The organism is Acutalibacter caecimuris, from assembly GCF_034335085.1.
GTDB lineage: Bacteria > Bacillota > Clostridia > Oscillospirales > Acutalibacteraceae > Acutalibacter > Acutalibacter caecimuris.
This window is the reverse complement of the sequence record NZ_JAWXXJ010000058.1, coordinates 1-6,134: the sequence shown is the minus strand read 5'-3', so window position 1 is coordinate 6,134 and position 6,134 is coordinate 1. Positions and strand designations below refer to the sequence as shown.

The 6,134-nt window shown below is 54.4% G+C and carries 6 protein-coding genes and 2 pseudogenes; all 8 read right to left on the bottom strand.

Annotation, left to right across the window (positions count from 1 at the left end; genetic code table 11):
* Positions 1-216, bottom strand: a pseudogene (locus U8U01_RS16835) (gamma-glutamylcyclotransferase family protein); the annotation flags it as partial.
* 13 nt (positions 217-229) lie between these two features.
* On the bottom strand, positions 230-1,249 hold the full coding sequence (locus tag U8U01_RS16830) for an amidoligase family protein (RefSeq protein WP_322176748.1): 1,020 nt from the start codon (positions 1,247-1,249) through the stop codon (positions 230-232).
* Positions 1,246-1,539, bottom strand: coding sequence for a DUF6103 family protein (locus U8U01_RS16825; protein WP_202612505.1), 294 nt, complete (start codon positions 1,537-1,539; stop codon positions 1,246-1,248). Before U8U01_RS16825 ends, U8U01_RS16830 begins: the two co-directional genes overlap by 4 nt.
* A gap of 14 nt (positions 1,540-1,553) precedes the next feature.
* A complete protein-coding gene (locus tag U8U01_RS16820; RefSeq protein WP_322176746.1) occupies positions 1,554-2,153 on the bottom strand; it encodes a DUF6329 domain-containing protein in 600 nt (199 codons plus the stop codon).
* Positions 2,116-2,604: pseudogene (locus tag U8U01_RS17520) on the bottom strand (CHAP domain-containing protein); the annotation flags it as partial. The pseudogene U8U01_RS17520 and the gene U8U01_RS16820, both read right to left, overlap by 38 nt.
* A gap of 473 nt (positions 2,605-3,077) precedes the next feature.
* On the bottom strand, positions 3,078-4,886 hold the full coding sequence (locus U8U01_RS16810) for a VirB4 family type IV secretion system protein (RefSeq protein ID WP_322176743.1): 1,809 nt from the start codon (positions 4,884-4,886) through the stop codon (positions 3,078-3,080).
* Positions 4,887-4,928: 42 nt separating this feature from the next.
* Positions 4,929-5,705, bottom strand: coding sequence for a class B sortase (locus U8U01_RS16805; RefSeq protein ID WP_322176741.1), 777 nt, complete (start codon positions 5,703-5,705; stop codon positions 4,929-4,931).
* A gap of 4 nt (positions 5,706-5,709) precedes the next feature.
* On the bottom strand, positions 5,710-6,134 hold a 425-nt coding region (locus U8U01_RS16800; protein ID WP_322176727.1), incomplete at its 5' end, for a hypothetical protein.

Genomic DNA, 6,134 nt, shown 5'->3' with positions numbered 1-6,134 from the left:
CCGCTCGTCCCTGGCCTGGATTTCCCACAGACCCACGGGAACCGAGGCCCCATCCTTGCGACCGATAGTGGCGAATGCCGAGCGCTCCCGGCCCTTGAACTGCAATTCATAGCCCTGCAGCTCACCTGTGCCAACATATTTCGCCGTGGGACAGCGGTACTTCATCTGCCCCTTATTGAGATTGCTGCCATAGGCAACGTATAATTTTTTAGCCAATTTTCTCACCTTTTCACATTCTCATGCCCATTTCCTGGGCTTCGTCCTGCTCTATTTCTTCCGTGGATTCTACCAGCGCAGGTACCTGCTCCATGGCCTGGGCAACAGACTCAGCCAGCCTTTTTTCAGCCAGCCGCTGTTTCTGAGCCTCGGCTTGGGCAGGATCCTTCCAGGCAATATTGCCGTCCAGATTCTTCAGCAGATGGTGGCGGGCGGTCTTGAATTCATCGCCGATCAGCCCCAGACGTAGCAGCCACACCCGGAAGGTATATTTTTCATTACTGCTCTGGGTCTTGATGCGTGATGCAGACTTCTGCACCAGCGCCTGGTGGCTGATGGCCATGCAGAGCTGAATATAGGACTTTATCTCCCCGGCATGGAGTGTGGAGTTAAATAATCTAAACTCAATCGTCCCCTTAGAGAATACTGAGTGCAAATTCAGGCCATGGTACCGGCTCTCATCGTAATGATAATTCCGGCCAGACCGCCCATTGTACCAGATTGACTCCAAGGTATCCATAGACGTGGGGCGTTTTGCATTGAGCTCGTCCAGGAACCGTGTGTCTGCTTTGGCACAGTAATGCTCCCTGTGAACGTCCACCTTGAGGGTCTTATAAAGCAAATCCTCCTTCGCTGCCATGATATTGACAATGTTGCGTAGGGTTTTCACGTCGTGGGGGCTGGCGTCAATGTGGATATGAATCCCGCAGGAGCTGTTGACCTTTGCCCCAGCCGCGCGCAGTTTGCGGATGATCTCCTGAATCGTTCCAATGTCCTCGTACTTGCAGATGGGGGACACAAACTCCACCGCATAGGCTGTGTTGCGTGTCTGCCCTCGTCTGGTTTCCAGGCGGATGGAGGAATCCGACACTACTTTCCATTGGCGGCTGTCACCGTCACGGACAGCGAAGGCATCGTATATCCCACCCACGTGGGTTGCGCTGGTACTAAAATGACCGGCGATCACCTGGGTGGCTGCAGCCCGAGTGATGCCGGTCATCTCGATCTCTATACCGAATTTTTGCGTTCTCAAAAGCTATCACGGCTTTCCGGGAGAGGATCGGAGGAAGTTGCATGAACGTCAACAGCCGGTTCTGATTCTGGTGTAGGCCGGGGGCGCTTGCGCCGTTCCGCGGGCTTCACCTCCATGCCAGAGCGCAGATCCAGGAACTCGCGCACATTGCCGGGCACGGCCTTGGCGTAGAGAGTGTCCACAGCAGAGACCATTTCTTGCTCCACAGACTGGCCCTTCTGCTCCAAATAGAGACGGAGCGCCGCCAGCTTTTCCTCGTCGTAGGGGATGGTAATAGAATCTTTTTTCACAGGAAACACTCCTTTCACATAGACATCCCCGGAGCCTGTTCCTGCACAAACTCCGGGGCGATAGTCAGATAGATTTCGTTCTGGGTGGTTTCCACCTCATCGAACTCCGGGCGTTCGGAGAGCATATCCAGGAACAACTGCCGGTCGAAATTGACCATATCCTCGTCATATACCCTCTTTTCCACCTCCGCGTCCAAATCTGAATAGGATAGGGTAAAGCCCCCGTCCTCCTGCTCAACCACAGCCTGCTGGACGTATTTGTCCACCAGCGTGTCCATCTGCACACAAAAATCCCGCAGGGAGGGGTACCGGTTCATGAGGGCCAGAGTCCGTGCGCCGGAGAGGTATGCTGCGTACCGTGCGTAGGCAAAGCCCTCGGAATTCACAAGGATACCATCGTCAATCCCCGCGCATAGCACCAACATCCCGTGGGTGATGCCATGCTCGTCCATATACATTTCGCTGGCGTGTTCCATAATAAAGGGCTGGGCCTGCAGGAGATCCTCCTTAAACTTGCGGAAGTTTCCTGGCGGCAGCTCCACCGTGTGGACGATCTCCCAGGGCGGGGCAAGGATCTCAGGTTCCCTCCACTGGGGCGTTACTTTCACTATCACTTTCCGTACCTCCTGATTCATATTTTGGTGTGCCATATCCAAAGATTTCAAAGTACCCTATGGGGTAGCTGTTCTGCTGGCAGGCGTCGCCGGAGTTGCCTTCTATGGTGTAAACTCTGCCGTTCTCCACTTTCTCCACGATGCCCACATGGTCGGGGCTGCCGTCCTGGGTGCCGTCACCATCCACCCAATCGAAGAATATAATGGCTCCCGATGTGGGTGTGGCAGAGCCGTCCTGCCAGAGGTTTCTCGCCTTGAACCACCCAGCCCCCTGTTCACAGCCCGAAAACCGTGGTATAATACCGCTGTCGATATACCCACACTGGTCAGCGCACCAACTGACGAAGCAAGCACACCACTCCACCCGCGAGGGAAACCCGTACCAACTCCAATAGGGTTCACCACCCACATTGCCGAGCTGGGACCGGGCTACGTCCACGATCTGCCGGTTCACAAAAGACATGATTTTCTCAAAATCGTCTGGGTTGACGTCCGTACCAAAGGCGGCGTTGACAGCGGCAATGAGTTCCGCATGGGTCTGCCCCTCCACGAAACACCCTGCCAGCTTTTCGGCAAATCCCGGCTCGTGGGCGAAGTCCCCTAGAGCAAAAAGGAACAGCACCAGAGCCTCCTTGAGCCGCTTTTCCTGCCCTCTGGCGGTCAGCGCCGCCTGGATTTCGTTGCCGGTGTCCTCGATAAATTGCAGGTCGGCCCGCTGTTCCGGGGTCAGGTTCTGGATGGCAAGCCGCTGGAACTCCGGCACATCTATCTCAAAATCAGTATTGAAAATGGCGATCACCGCCGCGATGGGCATGATGACCGCCACCAGAAGAACCAGCACAATGGCCAGCACTTTCTTGAGAGTTTTCGAGTCTGACAGCAGAGCAACCGCAATTTTCTTGAGCGCAGCACCCAACGCTGCACTCATCGGCCTCCCGCCTTTCCGAACAGAGCAGACTTGTAATCCGGCGCAATCACCTGCAACAGATACCGCTCATTGCCGCAGCGGTACAGACAGGTGCCCCGCTCCGGGTACTTTATGAGTTCAAATTCGCTGGGTTCAACCTGCAAAGCGTCCATAAAATCCTTGGGGTTGATCTGCCCGGCGTTGAACAAAAACTGGTGGGTGGGAATGCTGAACAGAGGCTTTGTGAATTCCCGAATCGAGGGAATGAGAAAATCCTCGATATTCTGGCTGGCCAGAATAATCGAAGAATCCTTCTTGCGCACTCGTTTCATGGCATTGCGGATATACTCGATTGCCGTCATGTTCGTGAGGAACAGGTACAGCTCATCGATAGATGCAGCCGTGTTGCCCTTGCCCAACAGTTCGTTGGACATATACGACAGGATATTAAATAGCATAGCGTCCTTGAGCCTTTTGTTGGTATCCATGAGACCCTTGACCCCGAAGCACAGGAACCGGTCATCCACAATATTGGTATGACCGTTGAAATATTTGCTCTCCGCGCCCACGCACATGGAATAGATGCCCAGGCAAACTTCCTGCAGCATTTCTTCGGTGTAGAGGTACTTTCTCTCCTTGTCATAGGTGTGGAATTCCTCCTGGCACAGCTTATAGAAGTCGGAGAGGATGGGGAAGTCGCAGGGCTTTTTGGTGGCATAGTCGGTGCTGTCCGTGATGCCGAACCGGGCGTAGAGTTTCATAAGCAGGATTTCTATAGTGTCGATTTGGGCATCGCTGAAATCCTTATAAGCCCGGAAGAAGTCCTTGAGGAACGCAATGTGCTGTGAGAGCCTCGTCACCCGCTTGAATGCATCGGGCGTGGCGGCATCCACCTCGCCCGAGCCGTCCGTCCATGCTTTCGGCTCCAGCGGGTTGATGGTGTACTCCCCGGACATGAAATCAATATAGCAGCCACCCAGGGCGCGGGTGAGTTCCTCATACTCTGATTCCGCATCCAGGCAGATGCAGGTCTTGCCGGACTCCCGCAGATTTGTTAAAATGAGCTTTAACAGGTAGGACTTGCCCTGCCCGGAGTTGCCGAGGATCAGGATATTGCTGGTGGTCTTGTCCTCGGCCCGGCGGTCAAAGTCCACCAACACATTGGAACCGTACTTGTCCCTGCCGATATAAAGGCCGTGGGGATCGGTCTTACCGGAGAAGTTAAAGGGATACAGATTGGCAACCGAGCTGGCGGGCAATACCCGCTCATACTGCGCTCCAAACTGATTCGCGCCCACAGGCAAAACCGAGAGGAAGCCCTCTTTCTGCCGCAGGGTCAGGCGGTCAACGGATATCTTGGAGCGGGTCAGTTCCATGCTGATTTCGCTTTGCAGCTCCTTTAGCTTGTCCAGGCTCCGGGCCTTTAGCTCGATAAAGACAGAACAGTGGAGCAAGGGTTCCTTGTTTTTGCGCAGATTCGCCAACAGCTCCACCACATCCTGGAGGTTTCCTTGAGCCTCAATGGTCTCGTTTACGTCGTTGCCCCCGGACATGAGCTTGTTCTTGCGTGTGGCGTTCTGGAGGATTTTCCTCTGTTCCATAGGCTCCACCAGCCGGTGGTAGATGCGCAGAGTGACACCGCTGCGGTCGGCCAGCTGGGACAGGATCGCCTGTTCCTCCGTGCTGGGCGGGTACTCCCGCACCACCCACACCGAGCGATACGAGTCGCCCACGATATAATAATCGCTCATAAAGCGCACGGAGCCCGGCAGGATGCAGTCGAAAAAATCCTTGGTGCGGATGGCTTCCAGCTGAGCCGGATTCATTTTCTTGTTCTTTTTCTTCTTGGACATAGTCACAAAACCTTTCTATATTTTTGCCGCCAACACAAGCAATCTGCCGTTGTGGGCGGAGTCGTAGCAGGTGGATAGCGTCAGGATTTGGGTGCCAAACTCTGGGCTGCTGCCTACTTGAAACAGTGCCTTGCCAATGATTTTCTCAACAGCGCTGTTGAAATCTTCGGCGGCATCGGCGCTCACAAACTTGTACCATTCATCATTACTTTTGACCCAGGCCACGGCGAACAATTGATATTCCTCGCAGCCATCCGCAGTTTGAAACTCGATGATGGGGTGCTGCTCACAGAAATCCTCCTGCACATACCCTTGCAGAGCGGCGAACATGGTGCCGTTCATCATGTTGTGTCCGTAGATGATGAGGTTGCCGCTGTCAAGGCTACATCGGAAATCCAGAAAGGGAACACCCGATTCGCTATACTCGCCCTGAAAATCCCGGCGCAGATACCGCTCTGGTTCATCGGGCGTGTGCATGACCGGGTAATTGATATCCGTATCTGGGATGCACAGCCAGCCCACAAAGTCCTCGTTCATGGCGAACAACTCGGAGAGGTCACGGCGCTGCTCTTGCGATTCTTGAGAATCAGGGGAGGAAGTGGCGGCAGGCCCTGGCTGTTTATCTGCTGGGGGAGACCCTGTTGGGGCAGGGGTAGCAGACGGTTTCTCAACAGTTACCATCTTGGCAAGCTGCTTGAAATCCTCTTTTTCTTTCTGCCGTGACAGCAGTTCCCGGCCTATCATAAATCCGCAGACCAGCAGAACAGCCAGTGACAGTAAAGCCAGAATCACAAATCTAATCCTCCGGTTCATATTGTCCTACCTCGAAAAATTGGCCGCCGTCCGTATCTGGTAGCTGGTCGCCGTTCATGCTGGCGTCAAAATAAATCGCTAAGAATCGCTTGATATCGCTTTTCCTCATGCGCCGCACTTCAAAGCCCTGCTCAGATATCACTTTCTCAATGCGGTTGACCGCCTGGAACACCTGGTCGGCTTTCATGCCTTTACACCTGCTGATGAACAGAAACTGCCGGGCCGTGGCCATCTCCGCCTGCGCCCGGTCGAGCATTTCCCTGTCCTGCTCTAAAAGCTGTCGCACCAACGGATTCCCTTCCTCCTGGAGCCGCCCCCGCAAATACGCTTGGTTATCATCGAAGCACTCGCAGGAATCCGTGCAGGTGATTTCAATGTCGGGAATGGCGGACAAGACCATCATCAGAT